Raw genomic sequence first — 14,997 nt, 5'->3', positions numbered from 1 at the left:
ATGCCGACCATCCTAGTCCGCCGCGGGCCACCCTTCGGCGACGAGACGGCGGGTCTCGCCGAGGAGCTGCGACATCGACTTCGTGCGGGCGATGATCGGGAAGAAGTTCGCGTCCGACTGCCAGCGGGGAACGATGTGCTGGTGCAGGTGCGCCGCGACGCCGGCCCCCGCGACCTCGCCCTGGTTCATGCCGATGTTGAAGCCGTCGCAGTGCGACACCGACCGCAGCACGCGCATCGCGGTCTGGGTGAGCTCGGCCATCTCGCGGGTCTCGTCCGCGGTTGCCTCGTCGTAGAGCGGGACGTGCCGGTAGGGGCAGACGAGCAGGTGGCCGTTGTTGTACGGGTACAGGTTCAGCAGCACGTAGGCGTGCTCACCACGGGCGACGATCAGGGCGTCCTCGTCGGACTTCCGCGGGGCCTCGCAGAACGGGCAGTCGTCCTTGTGCCCGCGGCCATCGCCGTCTCGACCGGCGTCGATGTACGCCATCCGGTGCGGGTTCCACAGCCGCTGGAACGCATCCGGGACGGCCGCGCCGGTGGCGGCGTCCCGGATCACCAGCGGATCGTCCGCGGAGCCGGCCACGTCGTCGACGTGACCGGTCCCGGGGACGTGCTCGGTGCCTCCCGGCCGCTCCTGGTCCATCAGACCTGCGCGCGCTCGCGGATCGCGGTGAGGATGCGATCGACCGCCTCGTCGACGGGCACACCGTTGTCCTGGCGGCCGTCGCGGAAGCGGAAGCTGACGGCACCGGCGTCGCGGTCGTCGCCGCCGGCGATGAGCTGGAACGGCACCTTCTGCTTCGTGTGGTTGCGGATCTTCTTCTGCATCCGGTCGTCGGAGTGGTCGACCTCGGCGCGGACGCCGTGGGTGCGGAGCTTCGCGACGACCTCGTCGAGGTAGTCGCCGTACTCCGCCGCGACCGGGATGCCGACGACCTGGACCGGAGCGAGCCACGCCGGGAACGCGCCCGCGTAGTGCTCGGTGAGGACGCCGAAGAAGCGCTCGATGGAGCCGAAGAGCGCGCGGTGGATCATCACCGGGCGCTGCCGGGTGCCGTCCGCGGCCGCGTACTCGAGCTCGAAGCGCTCCGGCAGGTTGAAGTCGAGCTGGACGGTCGACATCTGCCAGGTGCGACCGATGGCATCGCGCGCCTGCACCGAGATCTTCGGGCCGTAGAAGGCCGCGCCGGCGGGGTCGGGCACGAGCTCGAGCCCGGACTCCTCGGCGACCTCGCGCAGGGTGTTCGTCGCGACCTCCCACACGTCGTCGTCGCCGACGTACTTCTCCGGGTCCTTCGTGGAGAGCTCGAGGTAGAAGTCGTCGAGGCCGTAGTCGCGGAGGAGCGAGAGCACGAACTGGAGCGTCGTGGTGAGCTCCTCCTTCATCTTCTCCTGCGTGGTGAAGATGTGGGCGTCGTCCTGCGTCATGCCCCGCACGCGGGTGAGGCCGTGGATCACGCCGGACTTCTCGTTCCGGTAGACGGTGCCGAACTCGAACATCCGCAGCGGCAGGTCGCGGTAGGACCGGGCCTGCGAGCGGTACGCCAGGATGTGCATCGGGCAGTTCATCGGCTTGAGGTAGTAGTCCGCCCCCTGCCGGGTGACGTTGCCGTCCTCGTCGCGCGCCTCGTCCATGTGCATGGCCGGGAACATGCCGTCCTTGTACCAGCCGAGGTGCCCGGACTGCTCGAACAGGTCGCCCTTGGTGATGTGCGGCGTGTAGACGAAGGAGTAGCCCTCCTGCTCGTGCCGACGCCGCGAGTAGTCCTCCATCTCGCGGCGGATGATGCCGCCCTTCGGGTGGAAGATCGCCAGGCCCGAGCCGATCTCGTCCGGGAACGAGAACAGGTCGAGCTCGGCGCCGAGCTTGCGGTGGTCGCGCTTGGCGGCTTCCTCGAGGCGGACGAGGTAGGCCTTGAGCTGGTCCTTGTCCGGCCAGGCGGTGCCGTAGATGCGCTGCAGCTGGGGGTTCTTCTCGGAGCCACGCCAGTAGGCCGCCGCGACGCGCATGAGCTTCGCGGCGTTGCCGATCCACCGGGTGTGCGGGACGTGCGGGCCGCGGCAGAGGTCCTGCCACACGACGTCGCCGGACTTCGGGTCGACGTTCTCGTAGACCGTGAGCTCGCCGGCGCCGACCTCGACGCTCTCGCCCGAGTCACCGGACTCGGCGGCGCCCTTGAGGCCGATGAGCTCCTGCTTGTAGGGCTCCCCCGCCATCAGCTCGCGGGCCTCGTCGTCGGTCACGACGCGGCGGCGGAAGCGCTGGGCCTGCTTGACGATGCGGTCCATGCCCTTCTCGATGGCCTTGAGGTCCTCGGGCGTGAAGGGCTCGGCGACGTCGAAGTCGTAGTAGAAGCCGTCGGTGACGGGCGGACCGATGCCGAGCTTCGCGTCCGGGTTGATCTGCTGGACGGCCTGGGCGAGGACGTGCGCGGCGGAGTGCCGGAGGATGTCGAGCCCGTCCTGCTCGTCGAGCGTCACCGGCTCGACGACGTCACCGGCGGCGACCTCGGCAGCGAGGTCCTTCAGGACGCCGGCGACCCGGATCGCCACGACGCCACGGACGCCGTCGAACAGTTCGGTGCCCGTCGTGGTCGTCGTCGCGGTGCGGGGCTCGGGTGCCTGGGGCACGGCTGCGGGCTCGTTCTCCGGCGATGCACCTTCCGGTGCGGCGGCGACTGACTCGGTCACGATGGCGGGACTCCTCGGTTCGGTGGGTGGATCAAGACTAGTGCGAGCGACGCCCGCGACGGCTCACGCCGGGACGCTGCCGAGAGTGGTCACGGGCAGTCGCGGTTCGAGGCGCCCGCGGCCGTCCAACCCGTCGAGTTCGAGCAGCGCGGCGAAGCCGATCGCCTCGTACCCGGCCCGCTCGAGCAGGGTGATGGTCGCGGCGCCGGTGCCGCCCGTGGCGAGGACGTCGTCGACCACCAGCACGCGGGTGCCGGCAGGGAGCTGACCGGGGCGCAGCTCGAGCTCGGCCTCGCCGTACTCGAGTGCGTACTGCTCGCTGAGGACCTCGCCGGGGAGCTTCCCCGCCTTGCGCACGGTCAGCACGCCGACCTGGTGCTGCGCGGCGATCCCGCCGGCCAGCGCGAAGCCGCGGGCCTCGATGCCGGCGACCGCCGCGAAGCCCGCGCCGATCGCGAACGGCGCGGCGAGGGCCTCGCAGACGCGGCCGAAGGCCACGGGGTCGGAGAACACCGGGGTGACGTCACGGAACTGGATCCCCGGCTTCGGGAAGTCCGGGACGACGGCGGTCAGGCGTTCGACGAGGGCAGCTGCGGTTTCGGTCACCCGACAACGGTACGGGAGGCGCGGGGCGCGTCCGCCCCGCCCCCGCCGTCCGCCTGGTGGTCACCGCCAGAGGTGCATCGCGGCGCCGCGGACGGCCCACTCGGCCTCGCGCTGCGCCCGCTCCCGTTCGAGACGGTTGCGGGTCGCGATGTCGACCGACGGCCGGACGTGGTGCGTCCGCCGGCTCCAGATGATGAGCGACATCCCGACGCGGAGCGCGATGCGGTCGGCGAGCGAGACCCGCCGCCGGACCGCGCGGACGTCGGGAGGATGGATGGTGGTGGTGGTCTTCGTCGACACGGTGGTGTCCCTTTCCGGGCATGACGGACCGACCCGTGTGCGGGTCGGGTGGAAGAATGCGTGCAGGAATGCACGAGGAGCGCAGGAATGCGCATCGCAACCCGTCGCGGAAATGCAACGGGCACGACGGAAGGCGTCGAACCGCGATGTGTCGAGCGTCCGTCCGGTCAGGTCGACGGGCCGGGTGTCACCCGCTCCGGACCGCACGGTCGGGTGCGGTCGGACGGACGCCACGGGGCCGGTCGATCCTGGTCACGGACGGCGGTGTCCGGCGAGACCTGCTCTGCGCGGAACGGGATCCCGCCGTCGTGGGTGTCGGACGCTCGGTGTCAGCGGACCCGGATCGGGGTGCCGACGAACGTGCGGATGCCACGGAACGGAGTCGTTGCGGTGATCATCATGGTCAGGCCCCCTCTCGGTCTCGTGCTGACTCGTGCTCGTGAACACTATCCACATTCCTGTTCCCCGTGCAAGCCTTTTCCCGGAATTGTTCCGGAGGTCATCCCGGCGCATTCCGCACCACGGAGAACACCCCCGGTACCTGACGGCACCGGGGGTGTTCTCGAGGGTGTGCGGACTAGACCGCCGCGGCCACGGCGGCGGTCGCGCTGAGACCGCCGTCGACGACGTCGATCCGCACGGTGTCGCCGTCGTGCACGGCCTCGTCGACGACGAGGGACGCGATCCGGTCGTCGACCTCGCGCTGGATCAACCGGCGGAGGGGACGTGCGCCGTACTCGGGCTCGTAGCCGTGCTCGGCGAGCCAGTCCACCGCGGCGTCGGACACCGACAGCGTCATGCCCTGGGCGAGCAGGCGGAGCGCGGTGTCCTGCAGCAGCAGCGACACGATGGCGTGCAGCTGCTCGCGGTCGAGCTTGCGGAACAGCACGATCTCGTCGATGCGGTTGATGAACTCCGGCCGCATGGACTCGCGGAGCTTGCCCATCACCCGGGCGCGGAGGTCCTCCTCCGCGTACCCGCCGTCGGCGGACGCGGAGAACCCGAGGGCACCGGAGCGCGACGCCAGGAACTCCGAACCGATGTTCGACGTCATGATGACGACCGTGTTCCGGAAGTCGACCGTCCGGCCCTGGCCGTCCGTCAGCCGCCCGTCGTCGAGCACCTGCAGCAGCAGGTTGAACACGTCGGGGTGCGCCTTCTCGACCTCGTCGAGGAGGATCACCGAGTACGGGTTGCGGCGGACGCGCTCGGTGAGCTGCCCGGCCTCGTCGTAGCCGACGTACCCGGGAGGGGCACCGACCAGGCGCGAGACGGTGTGCCGCTCACCGAATTCGCTCATGTCGAAGCGGAGCATCGCCGACTCGTCACCGAACAGCGACCCGGCCAGGGCCTTCGCGAGCTCGGTCTTGCCGACGCCCGTCGGACCGAGGAACAGGAAGCTCCCGACCGGACGACGCGGGTCGCCCATGCCGGTCCGGCTGCGCCGGACCGCGGTGGCGATGGCCCGCACGGCGTCGTCCTGGCCGACGACGCGCTCGTGGAGTTCGTCCTCGAGGGCGGCGAGTCGGGTGCGGTCCCCCGCCGTCAGACGGGTCGCCGGGATCCCGGTGGCACGCGACACCACGGCTGCGATGTCCGCCTCCGTGATCGAGGTGCCCACCTGCTCCTGACGGGAGGCGCGACCTGCGTCCGCCTCCGAGGCGGCGGTGATCCGCGCCTCCAGTCCGTCGATCTCGTCGCGGAGCCGCGACGCCTCCTCGTAGTGCTCCTCGGCCACAGCCGCGTCCTTCGACGCGGTCAGTGTCGCGATCTGCGCCCGGAGGGCCTCGACGTCGACGTCGCCCGAGCGCGCGAGGCGACGGCGTGCGCCTGCCTGGTCGATGAGGTCGATCGCCTTGTCCGGCAGGTGCCGGTCGGTGACGTAGCGGTGCGAGAGCTCGACCGCCGCACGGAGTGCCTCGGGGGTGTACGAGACGCCGTGGTGTTCCTCGTAGCGCGGAGCGAGGCCGGTGAGGATCGCGACCGCGTCCTCGACGCTCGGCTCCCCCACCGTGACGGGCTGGAAGCGACGCTCGAGTGCGGCGTCCTTCTCGATCCGGCGGTACTCGTTCAGCGTGGTCGCGCCGACCATGTGGAGGTCGCCGCGGGCAAGGCGGGGCTTGAGGATGTTGCCGGCGTCCATCGATCCGCCCTCGCCGCCACCGCCGGCGCCGGCGCCGACGACCGTGTGGAGTTCGTCGACGAACACGATGAGCTCGTCGGCGTGCGCCGCGATCTCGTCCATGGCCGTGGTGAGTCGCTCCTCGAAGTCGCCGCGGTAGCGTGTGCCGGAGAGCATGCCCGGCAGGTCGAGCGCCACCACGCGCTTGCCCTGGAGCAGTGCGGGGACGTCGCCGTCCGCGATGCGCTGGGCGAGGCCCTCGACGATCGCGGTCTTGCCGACTCCGGGTTCCCCGATCAGGACGGGGTTGTTCTTGGTGCGACGGAGGAGGATCTCCACCGTCTGCTCGACCTCGTCGGCCCGGCCGATCACGGGGTCGATGCGTCCGTCACGGGCTCGCTGGGTGAGGTCGGTGCCGTACTGGTCGAGCGTCGGGGTCGTGCTGCTCGTCTCGGTGGTCGTGTCGGTCGCTCCGGGCATCGGACGCCCCTCTCGTGCTGCTGCCGCCGCCTGCTGGGCGTGGTCCTGCATGACCTGCGGCGTGACACCGGCGCTCGCGAGCAGCTGCCCGGTGACGGTGTCCTGGTCCATGACGAGCGCGAAGAAGACGTGCTCGGGGTCGGTGTACGTGCTGCCGAAGCCGCGGGCGGCCTGGGTGGCCTCCAGCAGGATGCGCTGCGCGGACGCCGTGAGCGCGGGACGCACGGTCGACGCCGGGTCGGCGTCCTGCGGGTCGCGTGCCATCGGCAGCCGCTGCTCGATCTCGTCGGCGAGGTGGTCGGGGTCGACCCCCGCGTGCCGGACGACGGCGGTGAAGGGATCGGTGCGGACGAGCACGTGCAGGACGTGGAGGGCGTCGACCTCGTGCTGGCCCTGTTCCACCGCGTAGGCGGCGCTGCGCTGGAGCAGCTCGTGCGTGCGACGGCTGAGCAGTCGCGTGATGTCGACCGGTCGTCCCAGCGGTACGGATCGCTGGGCGCCGGTGTTCTGAGCCGCGAGCAGGCGCGCGATGAACTCGTCGAACGAGTCGCTGCCGCTGGTGGGACCGAACTGTGCTGGCAAAGGGACCTCCTGGGAACTTGAGTGCCTTCGACTCAATGCAACGCAGGAGGGGACCGGTCATTCCCGGTCAGGGGAGGAAGTTGCGGCGAGGCGACTCAGGTCCGTGCGATGGCCGCAGCCGTGGCGCCCGTGACCCGGACGAGGTCGGCCGGAGCCACCTCGATGTCGAAGCCGCGCCGACCGCCCGACACGAAGATGCTCGGGTAGGACAGGGCCGACTCGTCGACGACCGTCCGGAGCTGTGTGCGCTGCCCGACGGGGCTGATCCCTCCGACGACGTAGCCCGTGCGCTTCTCGGCGAGGGCGGGGTCGGCCAGCGTGGCCTTCTTGCCACCGACGGCCGCCGCGATGGCCTTGAGGTCGAGGCGGTTCGCCACCGGGACGATCGCCACGGCCAGGGTGCCGTCGACCGACACGACGAGGGTCTTGAAGACCTGCTCCTCGCGGAGTCCGAGCGCGGCGGCGGCCTCCTCGCCGAAGTTCGTGGCGGTCTCGTGGTGCTCGTACACGTGCGGCGTGAACGGGATCCCGGCCCGCTCGAGGGCGACGGTCGCTGGGGTGCTCGGCGAACCTGCGGTCATGGCACGATCCTGCCCTGACCGGCCACTTCCCCATCAACGGCGCGCGGGCGTTAGCCTGAACGGACCATGACCATCGTCGAGCTGTTCCTGCGCCTCACCGCGGTGCTGGTGCTCGGCGACCCCGCGGTGGGGGCGTTCCCGCTCCTCGCGGTCGCGGCGCTCGGGCTGACCGCCGTGGCCGTCGCCGTCGTGGTCGCACGACTGCTCGCGCTCGTGCTCGGTGTCGACGCGCACGCGGCGCGCACGCCGGAGCGTGCTCCGGCGGACCTCGTGACGAGGATCGCGTGGAGTCACCCCGACGCGGCAGGACACGCCCGACCACGTGCTCCGGGAGCCGTCGCTCCGGCCTGACCACCGACCGGTGAGCGGGCCGCACTCGCGACCCCTCCCGCCGAACCGATCGGACCGTCATGGACCTCACCACCCTGCCCGTCGTCGGGCCGCTGCTGCACAGCGGCGCCGACCTCCTCGCCGCGACCGCCGCGGCCCTCTCCCCCGTCGCCGGCGGGTTCGCCGCCGCGACCGCCGTCGTCCTGCTCACCCTGGCCGTCCGCGCCGTGCTCGTCCCGCTCGCGGTGCTGCAGGTGCGGGCCGAACGCGACCGGCGTCGGCTCGCGCCCCGGATCGCCGCACTGCGGAAGCGGTACGGCACGGACACCGAACGACTGCGGCGCGCGATGCAGGAGCTGTACACGAGCGAGCACGTCTCGCCCCTCGCCGGGTGTCTGCCGGTGCTGGCGCAGGCGCCGGTCCTGTCGCTCGTGTACACCCTGTTCACGCACGCGTCGATCGACGGCGTCGCGAACACGCTGCTCGGGGCGACGCTGCTCGGCGTCCCGCTCGGACACTCCCTGGTCGTCACCCTGACGTCGCCGCTGTGGCAGCACGCCTGGGTGGTCCTCGTGCTGCTGGCCGTGCTCGCGGTGGTCGTCGAGGCGACACGGCGCGCGAACCTCCGGTGGAACCCCGCCGCCGTGCCGGACCCCGCCGCCCCGGGCGCAGCCGCGTCCGTGGCGATCGGGCGGTACGCGCCGTTCCTCACCGTGGTGTTCGCGGCGATCGCGCCCCTTGCCGCTGCCCTCTACGTCGTGACGAGCGCCGCGTGGACGCTCGGCGAACGCGCGGTCCTGCGCCGCGTGCTCGGCTGACGCGCGGACGGGTCAGCCGCCCTGGCCCTCCTGCTGCGGCCCCTGGTCGACGGGGTCGTACTCGGTGCCGCGGCCCTGCTCCTCCTCCGGGAGCGGGACGTGCCGTTCGGTGCCGGAACCGCCGGGGCTCGTCCCGACGTAGTCGGCCTCCCCGGACTGCGTGTCGTGGGCCAGCGGCTCGAGGGTCTCGGGGTCGGGATCGTGCTTGTCGGTCATGGCACCCGTCTACGCCCCCGAACTGGGCGAGCACGCACCGGACCGCGGTGGGACGATGAGCACATGGCCGACGAGGACGTGGCAGCGGAGCGAGCACGGCTCGAGGCACTCGCCTGGGGCGGTTCGGCCCCGGCGTCCGAGGCCGCCGCGGCCCGCCTGGCACTCCAGGAGCTCGCCCGCACGTCCGGCCGGTCCGCTGCGCGCACGACCGGCGGTCGCGACCGACGCGGCGACACCGGCCCGTCGTCCGGTCCCGCGGCCGGTCGCTCCTCCGTTCCGGCGTCCGGCCCGTCGGGAGGCGCGCCCACGTCCGACCCGTCCGTCGCCGGACCGGGAGCGCAGGCTCCTGATGCCGTGCCGGTCCTCCCACCGGCCCCCGTCACCGGGACCGGTGGCACGACCGGACCCGTCGGTCCGGTCGGCGACCCGACGGACGACCTGACGGTGTCCGGCGGGGGCGGGCAGCGCCTCCAGGCCGGCGACCGGTCGTGGCGGACGCGCGCCGCGCGGTTCGTGCCGTCGGCGCGACCACGCGTGTGGATCGCCCTGGGCGTGGCGGCCGCGGTCGGGGTCGCCTTCACGGCCGGCACCGTGGTCGGCACCAGCCGGGAGGCCACGCCCGCGGCTCCGAGCGTCACGCCGACCGCGGGGACGGTGACGCTCGAGGAACTGCTCGACGTGCCGCAGACGTACGCGGACCAGCTGCCCGGACCGGTCGAGGCGCCGGTGAGCCTGCACAGCACCCGGCTCATCTTCACGAACCGCGCGCTCGACGGCACCTCGTTCGAGACGCCCTGGAGCGTGTGGGCCGGGGTGGGGACCGACCGGTCGACCATCTGCCTCATCGCCACCGCGAACCGGATCGAGTCGACCTCGGCCTGCTACCCGCGCGAGGACGCTCTGCACGGGTCGGTGTCGCTCTCGGCGCAGTCGATGAGCGGGACGCTGACGCTCACCCTCCGCGGCGGTGGCGTCCAGGGCACGGTGACGAACGAGGGCTGATCCGGACGGCGCGGCGCCGCGGGCGTTGGAGCGCTCCGAGGAATCCGGCCGGGGCCCTCGCGCTACGCGGGTGCATCGTGCAACACTGGGAGAGCGCACTCGCCGTGGAGTCGTACCCACAACACCCACACCACAGCAGCGAGCGCGCATCGTCGACCGGCCCCGACCGGTCCCCGGCGTCGTGACGTCGACACCGACGCGTGCTCCACCGTGCCCCGGAGGAGGTCAGCAGCGTGTCCACCCACACCACCTCGGCCGTGTCGACGAACACCCGGCCGATCACCGTCACCACCCAGTCCGTCGTCGGCATCGCCGTGCTCGGGCTCGCCACGTTCTTCGCCATCACGACCGAGCTCATGCCGGTCGGGCTGCTCGGCGTCATGAGCACCGACCTCGGGGTCTCCGAGTCGACGATGGGCATCGTCGTCACCGTGTACGCCGCGGCCGTCGCGCTGCTCGCGCTGCCGCTGACGTCGCTGACCGCCCGGCTCCCCCGGAAGACGATCCTCGTCGCCACGCTGGTCGGGTACACGGTCTCGAACGTGCTCGTCGCGGTCGCACCGTCCTTCGCCGTCGTGTGCGCCGGCCGCGTCGTCGGTGGCGTCGCCCACGCGCTGTTCTTCTCGGTGGCCTCGGCCTACGCCACCCGCATCGTGCCGCCGCGCCTCGCCGGCCGGGCCATCGCCTTCGTCTACTCGGGGAGCTCGCTCGGGTTCGTCCTCGGTGTCCCGATCGCCACCTGGGTCGCGCAGCACATCGGCTGGCGGCCGGCCGTCGGCGCCGTGGCAGCGGCCTCCGCGCTGCTCGCCGTCGTCGCGCTGCTGTTCCTGCCGAGCGTCCGCGGGGCCTCGTCGCCGCACATCGGCTCGCCCCGTGCCTGGGCGCGCACCGGGCTGCTGTCCGTGATCGTCGCCGACCTGCTGCTCTTCGCCGGGCACTACGTCGTCTACACGTACATCGGGCCGTACGCCATCGACGCCGGGCTGGACGCCGACGCGGTGAGCGGTGCGCTGCTCGTCCTCGGAGCCACGGGGGTCGTCGGGCTCTGGCTCGCCGGCATGTTCGTCGACCGCGCCCCGCGACAGACGCTCGTCGCCGCCGTCGCCGTGATGGCGGCAGCGTTCGCCGCGATGCCGTTCGTGCACGGGTCGCTCATCGGGACGATGGTCGTCGCCGGGGTGTGGATGGCAGCGAACGGGACGACCGGCACGCTCTTCATGGCCGCGGCGATCCGCACCGGAGGCGTCTCCCCCGACATCGCCGGCGCCCTCGTCAACGGCGCGTCGAACATCGGCATCGCCGGTGGCGCGGCCGTCGGCGGTCAGGTGCTCGGGGTCGTCGGGCTGCAGTACCTGCCGTTCGCCGGGGCAGCCGTCCTGATCGGCTCGCTCGGCGTCGTGGTCGCGGCGCGGCGCGGCTTCCCGGTGCACTCGCACCACCAGGAGCACCTGTCCACGTCCTCGATCGAGGCGATCACGTCCGGGCTCGCCGTCGTCACGACGTCGGTGCCGGTGGTCAGCCGGGCGATCCAGACCCTCACCGGGTCGGTCGCGGTGTCGACCGGGTCCGTGCCGACGCGGCGGCGGTAGGGCGCGCGGGCTCGCCCCGACGGAGGACGACCGGACACGACGAACGGGGCGTGACCGGCACGGACCGGCCCGCCCCTTCCGTCGTGGGGTCAGTCCTGCAGGTGCGTCGTGCGGCGCCGGTTCCGGACGGCGCGGAACGTCAGCAGCCCTGCGCCGAGGAGCACGAGCACGCCGGCCGCGATGATGCCCGGGACGACGTCCGCGCCGGTGTAGGCCAGCGCGCCCGTGGCGGAACCGCCGTCCGACGAGACCGGCGTCACACCGGCCGGGGTGGTCGGCGGCGCGGACGGGGTCGCGGTCGGCGTCGGTGACGGCGTGACCACCGCGGCTGGCACGGTGAACGCCAGCGCGGTCGCAGCGCCCGAGGACGGGGTGGTGATCGTCCGCGGGTCGGTGCCGTCGACCGCGATCCGGTACTGCGTCTCGGCGGCCAGACCGGAGAGCGTGAAGCGTCCGTCGGCGTCCGTCGTCGTGCTCACTGTCTGCCCGGCCGTCGGGTCGGTCGGGGTGGCGACGACCGCGACGCCGGCGACCGGGTCGCCGTTCGTGTCGGTGACCGTGCCGGGCTGGGTCGTGGTGACGGCCGTGGGCTCGGCGGCGCTGCGGAACGTCAGGTCCGACTCGACGGAGGTGCCCGCCGTCGCGACGACGCCCGTGTTCACCGCGTCCCCGGTCGCTCCCGGCGTCGGCAGTGGGGTCCGCACGGAGTACGTGCCGGCCCCGGCTCGGAACGTGTAGCGGCCCTCGGCGGTCGTCGTGGTCGAGCCGACCAGGACGCCGTCGGCGTCGAGCAGCTCGACGACGACGCCGGCCGGGACGGTGGTGCGGTCGAGCGTCACGACGCCGGTGACGGTGGCGATCACGGCCGCCGGTGCCTCGATGGTCGGCGCCGCGGGCGGGCCACCTGCGTCGCCCGTCCGGATCGAGGAGGCGGGTCCGCCGGCGATCACGACGTCGAGCGCGGTGTCGGCTGGGAGGTCCGATGCCGTCCACACCCCGTCGCTGTTGGTCGTCGTGTCGACGAGGGGTGCACCGGTCGGGTCTGCCGGGTCCGGGATGACGACCGGGACGTTGGCGATCGGCTCCTGGTCTGCGTCGGTGATCGTGCCGATGACCGACACGCCCGTCGTGGGGGTGGTGAACGGGAAGTTCACGACCTGGTCGGTGCCCGGGACGGCCCCGAAGGACACCCCGGAACGCGACGCTGGGCCGTCGGCGTTCGGCGGCGGGGTGATGTCGACGCGGTAGTTGTTGATGACGGGCAGCTGCGGGAACGCGTACGTGCCGTCGGGGTTCGTGGTGGTCGAGTAGACGGTGCCGCGCGGCGCAGTGACCGTCACGGTCGCACCGGGGATCGGCGTGCCGTCGAGGGTGGCGGTGCCGCTGATGCCCGCGGTCCGGTTCGCGAACCAGGTCTGGTACACGGGGAAGCCGCTGCGCTGCTGGTACGTGATGGTGAGCGTCTCGAGCTGGGTCGTGGGCGTGAACCAGGCGGTCGCGCCGGCCGTGTCGTTCGCCGCGGCGTTGCCGGTGAGGGTCCGGGTGGCCGGGTCCCACGTCGGGACGTCCTGGCCGGCCGGCACGCCCCCGGGGTCGGACGGGCAGGACCACCCACCCGGCGAGACCGTGGAGCACGAGTTGTACGCGCCCCGGAACCCCAGCTGATCGGCCGTGGCGGCGCCGCCGCCCTGCACCGTCGCCGAGATCGTCGCCTGGTCGGCGTCGACGTCGCCGAGGACGAAGGACCAGCTCCGGTTGCCCGGCGTCGCGCCGTCGAAGGTGTAGACGGTGGTCGACGCGGCGCTCGCGTTCGGGGAGTCGGCGGTCGGCCGCTGGTTGAGGTAGGTGTTCCCGCGGCTCGAGCCGTACACGGCGCCCGGCCCCGTCGACGTGCCCTGCCACGTGGAGGCACCGCTGACGACCGTGGACTGCCGGGAGTCCGAGGTGAAGGTCGTGTCCGGGAACCCGGGCAACGTCATCGTGCCCGTGTAGTCCTTGTTCGTCCCGCTCAGTGTGAACGTGCCCCAGTGCCCGGTCGGCGCGGCCGAGGCGCTGGTGGCCCCGCCGATCGCCAGTCCTGCTCCGAGGACGATCCCGGTCAACCCCGCTGTGACCGCACGCCAACGCCGCATGTACTGCTCCCCTGTTCCGGCGCCGCGGCAGCACGGCGCTCGGCCAGGCTATCCAGACACCGCGGAGTCCGTCCTGCCCGGGACGGGATCACGGTGCGTCGTGGCGCGATCCGGCCACCGGCGCCCGTCAGCCGCGGAGTCGACCCAGCAGGGCGTCCAGCGCCGCGACCTGACCGGTCACCAGGAGCTCGCGGGCCTCGTCGATCCGGACCCACCGTGCGTCGTCGACCTCGGGCACCTCGACGAAGCGGCCGGAACCGCGCGGCAGCTCGATCCGTGCGGTGTTCGACCGGACCTCGTCCACGGTGAACGTCGGTGCTGCGATCGCGAAGACCCGGACGCGCTTCGACGACTGTCGGACCTCGCCGAGGTCGAGGACGTCGCCGTCCGGGGCCGGCACACCGATCTCCTCGGCGAACTCGCGGCGGGCGGTGTCGAGCGGGTCATCGGTCCCCTCGACCAGGCCCTTGGGGATCGACCACGCGCGCGGTCGGCCCCGCCAGAACGGACCGCCCATGTGCGCGATGAAGACCTCCGGCTCGTCGGAGCCGTCCCGGAAGAGCAACACCCCTGCGCTCAGCACTGCCACACGCCGAGCGTACGGGAGTACATTGCGGCCCACGGAGCGCCACCAGACGCCCCGTCGGTCCCCACGACGAGGAGGTCGGTCGGGATGGACGAACGGTGGACGACGGTCACGGTCGCGGCGGACGCCGCGCGACCGCACGACGAAGCGGTGCAGTGGCTGGCCACCCGCGCCGCGACGGGCATCGAGCGCGTCCACGTCATCGGCGTCGACCCCGCGGCCGAGGCACGGGTCGGCCCGGACGGCGTGCGCGTGGCCGACGCCGTCGCCGCGGCCGTGCGGCGGGTGCTGCCGGCCGCCGAGGTCGAGGTCCGACGGCACGCCGGTCCCTTCGCCGCCGCGCTGGTCGACGAGTCCGACGACGGCGACCTGCTCGTGATCGGCACCTTCCGGAGTCGCCGGGGATCGACGGCCGGTGGTGACCCGGCGCGGGTCGCAGCGCGTGCGGCGGTCCCGACCGTCGTCGTGCCGGAGGGACCGCACCCGATCGAGGGCGACGTCGTGCTGGCGGTGGAGGAGCCGGTCGACGCGCGTGCGGAGGGGATCGCCTGCGGCGAGGCCCGTCGACTGCACCGGCGGGTGACGCTGGTGCGGGCGTGGGAGATGCCCGTGCTCACGCGGAGCGGTCTGACCGACTTCGCGGAGGACCCGATGCGGTGGCGGACCCGGAACGCCGAACTCCTGGCACGCGTCACGGCCGAGCTGTCCACCCGGCACCCCGACGTCCGCTTCCGGCCACTGCTGGTCGAGGGACACCCGGGACAGGCGATCGCGTCCCACACGCGCCGCGCCTCGCTCGTCGTGCTCGTGCAGGGACACGTCCGGGTGTCCTCCGGCTCGGTGCTGCACGACGTCCTGCGGTCCGCGGTGTCCCCGGTCTGCGTGGTCCCCGGCGCGGCCGGCGCCGGGACGGTCGACGACCCGGCCCGAGCGGTCCGCGGGTGACCACCGACCGAGCAG

The 14,997-nt window shown here is 72.8% G+C and carries 14 protein-coding genes; 5 read left to right on the top strand and 9 right to left on the bottom strand.

Going from position 1 to position 14,997, the window contains the following annotated elements; genetic code table 11:
• Positions 1–12: 12 nt before the first annotated feature.
• The 6 genes from AAEP86_RS12785 to ybaK all read right to left on the bottom strand — a co-directional run bounded on the left by AAEP86_RS12785 (position 13) and on the right by ybaK (position 7,364).
• Positions 13–645, bottom strand: coding sequence for an HIT family protein (locus AAEP86_RS12785; RefSeq protein WP_420367712.1), 633 nt, complete (start codon positions 643–645; stop codon positions 13–15).
• On the bottom strand, positions 645–2,633 hold the full coding sequence (thrS, locus tag AAEP86_RS12780; protein ID WP_420370480.1) for a threonine--tRNA ligase: 1,989 nt from the start codon (positions 2,631–2,633) through the stop codon (positions 645–647). Before thrS ends, AAEP86_RS12785 begins: the two co-directional genes overlap by 1 nt.
• Positions 2,634–2,756: 123 nt before the next feature.
• On the bottom strand, positions 2,757–3,299 hold the full coding sequence (locus tag AAEP86_RS12775) for an adenine phosphoribosyltransferase (protein ID WP_420367711.1): 543 nt from the start codon (positions 3,297–3,299) through the stop codon (positions 2,757–2,759).
• Positions 3,300–3,359: 60 nt separating this feature from the next.
• Positions 3,360–3,599, bottom strand: coding sequence for a hypothetical protein (locus AAEP86_RS12770; RefSeq protein WP_420367710.1), 240 nt, complete (start codon positions 3,597–3,599; stop codon positions 3,360–3,362).
• 577 nt (positions 3,600–4,176) lie between these two features.
• Complete coding sequence (locus AAEP86_RS12765; RefSeq protein ID WP_420367709.1) at positions 4,177–6,783, bottom strand: ATP-dependent Clp protease ATP-binding subunit; 2,607 nt, start codon at positions 6,781–6,783, stop codon at positions 4,177–4,179.
• A gap of 95 nt (positions 6,784–6,878) precedes the next feature.
• Positions 6,879–7,364, bottom strand: a complete 486-nt coding sequence (gene ybaK / locus AAEP86_RS12760; RefSeq protein WP_420367708.1) for a Cys-tRNA(Pro) deacylase — start codon at positions 7,362–7,364, stop codon at positions 6,879–6,881.
• 66 nt (positions 7,365–7,430) lie between these two features.
• Here ybaK and AAEP86_RS12755 point away from each other — a divergent pair, with 66 nt between their 5' ends.
• Both AAEP86_RS12755 and AAEP86_RS12750 read left to right on the top strand, forming a co-directional pair.
• On the top strand, positions 7,431–7,715 hold the full coding sequence (locus AAEP86_RS12755) for a DUF6412 domain-containing protein (RefSeq protein ID WP_420367707.1): 285 nt from the start codon (positions 7,431–7,433) through the stop codon (positions 7,713–7,715).
• A gap of 59 nt (positions 7,716–7,774) precedes the next feature.
• The gene (locus AAEP86_RS12750) at positions 7,775–8,512 is read left to right on the top strand and encodes a YidC/Oxa1 family membrane protein insertase (RefSeq protein ID WP_420367706.1); all 738 of its coding nucleotides are present in this window, start codon (positions 7,775–7,777) and stop codon (positions 8,510–8,512) included.
• Between the two features lie 12 nt (positions 8,513–8,524).
• On the opposite strand, the gene AAEP86_RS12745 is transcribed toward AAEP86_RS12750, so the two are convergent.
• Positions 8,525–8,728 (bottom strand): hypothetical protein, encoded by a 204-nt coding sequence (locus AAEP86_RS12745; protein ID WP_420367705.1) that lies wholly within the window; start codon positions 8,726–8,728, stop codon positions 8,525–8,527.
• A 63-nt stretch (positions 8,729–8,791) separates the two neighbouring features.
• On the opposite strand from AAEP86_RS12745, the gene AAEP86_RS12740 reads away from it, so the two are divergent.
• Both AAEP86_RS12740 and AAEP86_RS12735 read left to right on the top strand, forming a co-directional pair.
• Positions 8,792–9,730 (top strand): hypothetical protein, encoded by a 939-nt coding sequence (locus AAEP86_RS12740; protein ID WP_420367704.1) that lies wholly within the window; start codon positions 8,792–8,794, stop codon positions 9,728–9,730.
• Between the two features lie 233 nt (positions 9,731–9,963).
• A complete protein-coding gene (locus AAEP86_RS12735; protein ID WP_420367703.1) occupies positions 9,964–11,319 on the top strand; it encodes an MFS transporter in 1,356 nt (451 codons plus the stop codon).
• Between the two features lie 89 nt (positions 11,320–11,408).
• On the opposite strand, the gene AAEP86_RS12730 is transcribed toward AAEP86_RS12735, so the two are convergent.
• A complete protein-coding gene (locus AAEP86_RS12730; RefSeq protein ID WP_420367702.1) occupies positions 11,409–13,451 on the bottom strand; it encodes a carboxypeptidase regulatory-like domain-containing protein in 2,043 nt (680 codons plus the stop codon).
• Between the two features lie 127 nt (positions 13,452–13,578).
• Positions 13,579–14,040 (bottom strand): NUDIX domain-containing protein, encoded by a 462-nt coding sequence (locus AAEP86_RS12725; protein ID WP_420367701.1) that lies wholly within the window; start codon positions 14,038–14,040, stop codon positions 13,579–13,581.
• A gap of 84 nt (positions 14,041–14,124) precedes the next feature.
• On the opposite strand from AAEP86_RS12725, the gene AAEP86_RS12720 reads away from it, so the two are divergent.
• Positions 14,125–14,982 (top strand): universal stress protein, encoded by an 858-nt coding sequence (locus tag AAEP86_RS12720; protein ID WP_420367700.1) that lies wholly within the window; start codon positions 14,125–14,127, stop codon positions 14,980–14,982.
• The last annotated feature ends 15 nt before the right edge of the window (positions 14,983–14,997 follow it).

Origin of the sequence: Curtobacterium sp. L1-20 (assembly GCF_048755855.1) — a bacterium.
GTDB lineage: Bacteria > Actinomycetota > Actinomycetes > Actinomycetales > Microbacteriaceae > Curtobacterium.
Note: the sequence above shows the minus strand (reverse complement) of the source record. Positions and strands in the feature narration are given on the sequence as shown.